Source organism: Nodosilinea sp. P-1105 (assembly GCF_012911975.1).
Taxonomy (GTDB): domain Bacteria; phylum Cyanobacteriota; class Cyanobacteriia; order Phormidesmidales; family Phormidesmidaceae; genus Nodosilinea.
Genome location: NZ_SMDQ01000155.1, coordinates 1 through 1,691, shown reverse-complemented (window position 1 = coordinate 1,691; position 1,691 = coordinate 1). Strand labels below are relative to the sequence as shown.

The 1,691-nt window shown below is 58.4% G+C and carries 1 protein-coding gene; it reads right to left on the bottom strand.

What is annotated here, in order from left to right:
* Positions 1-1,616: IS1634 family transposase (locus tag E1H13_RS26465; RefSeq protein WP_169617947.1), on the bottom strand; the 1,616-nt coding region annotated here is incomplete at its 3' end.
* Between the last annotated feature and the right edge of the window lie 75 nt (positions 1,617-1,691).

Genomic DNA, 1,691 nt, shown 5'->3' with positions numbered 1-1,691 from the left:
TAGTATTTCCGGCAGGGCGCTCCAAAGAATTGCAGGATATGGCGACGCTCATCGGTGAGGTTGACCACCTGGTGAACGGCATTGAGCGTGACATAGTGGACAGCCATAAAGCACTGAAAGATCCAGCGTAAAGTGGGCCTGTGGGTGGCTTTTCCGAGCTGATTGGGCAGGGTTTGCTGGGCCTGTTGTAACGCCTGTCGCAGTTGTCGTTGTCCCAAGTTATAGACCAGCAAACAGAGCGCCATGACAAACCCGAGCGCCATGATGCGCTCTGGGGATTTGAGGAAGACACTGGAGGCAAAGAATAAGGGGTCTTTGAGGAATCGAAACCCCCGCTCCGTGCCTTGCTGAGCTTTGTACTCCTCTAAGGCCTCGACGGGACTGAGCACCTCAGCATCAAGGACATTGGTGGCGAGGATAAATCGACCGGCCCGTCGGTGATACTGGGCTTGTTTCTCAGCCTTGAGGGACAGGGTGGCGTCGGGATGATACGTGATTCGAGTGGGGGGCGTATCTGCGGTGGGCTTGCCTGGACGGTCATAGTGGGCTTTGGCGGTGACCTGGCAGTCGGTGAGGTCATGCCAGGGCAATCGGGTGGCCAACGCCTCCAGGGCGGCTAGGGCATCGGCTTCACAGGCGAATTCCTGTCGGTGCAGCTGCTCCACCTGGGCGGTGGCCTGGGTGGTGGCTTTGGCGAGGGTGCGCTCCAGCTTGGCCAGGTCGGCCTGCCGGCGGGCCTCACTTTCCACTACGAACCAGCGTTGCTGCACGCCACCATACTCACTGCACACACTGGCTATGCGGTAGCCCTTCAGCCCGGTCGCCTCCAAGGCCGCATCGGGCAACGTCGAGACGAGGTCGGTCGCCGCTTTCAGCGTCAAGGGCACTCGGGTGAGCCACTGTAATCCCCTCAAGGCCTGCAGGTTCTCAGCGCTATACAAGGCAGAATCGGCCACATACAGCCCCTCAAACTGCCATTGCTGCTGGAAGGCTAACAGGAGGTCAGCAAAGCGGGCTTTGTCCGACTGGTTGCCGTCAGCCATCTCTAGAAACGCCGGGATATCCCCGTCCCCCCAGCACACCAGATTCATCACAAACTGCTTCAAGTCGGGTCGATAGTCCCGCGAATAGCCATGGGTCACCCGAATTGGCACCGGAGCCCCCTCCACCAGGGCCTCCGGCTCCGAGGTATAGTCCCCGTCGACCGCAAAGGAGGTGGCATCAAGATGGGCACTCTGACACTTCACCCCGAACCGCTTCTGGGCTTGCAGGGCTACACCTACAAACAAGTCACTCACCCCAGCCTGATAGAGCTGGTCTAAGCCTCGACCCAGCCGGTCATCGTTGAAATGCTCCGCCTCTAGCCCCTCGCCAAGCAGGTGCTCGGTCGCCTTGCCAACAAAAAATTGCTCGAACAAGTACAGTGGCGCACTGACAAAGCCTAGTCCATTCAAAATCATCGCTTTGACCACCACGCCGATGCTCACGGTCTCACGGGCGTCGACCCCGATCCGCTCGTTGAGATACTCCACCACACCCAGTTCATCCACCAGACCTGCTACGATTCCCAGGTGGTCTAAGTTCTTGACTGTCAAACTGGAGTCACTCATCACCACTGGCCTCCGTTTCATCACCTCTGAAAGTATGCCGTCTTAATTCCTAATGTGACACTTCAAAGGGCGGAATGTGGG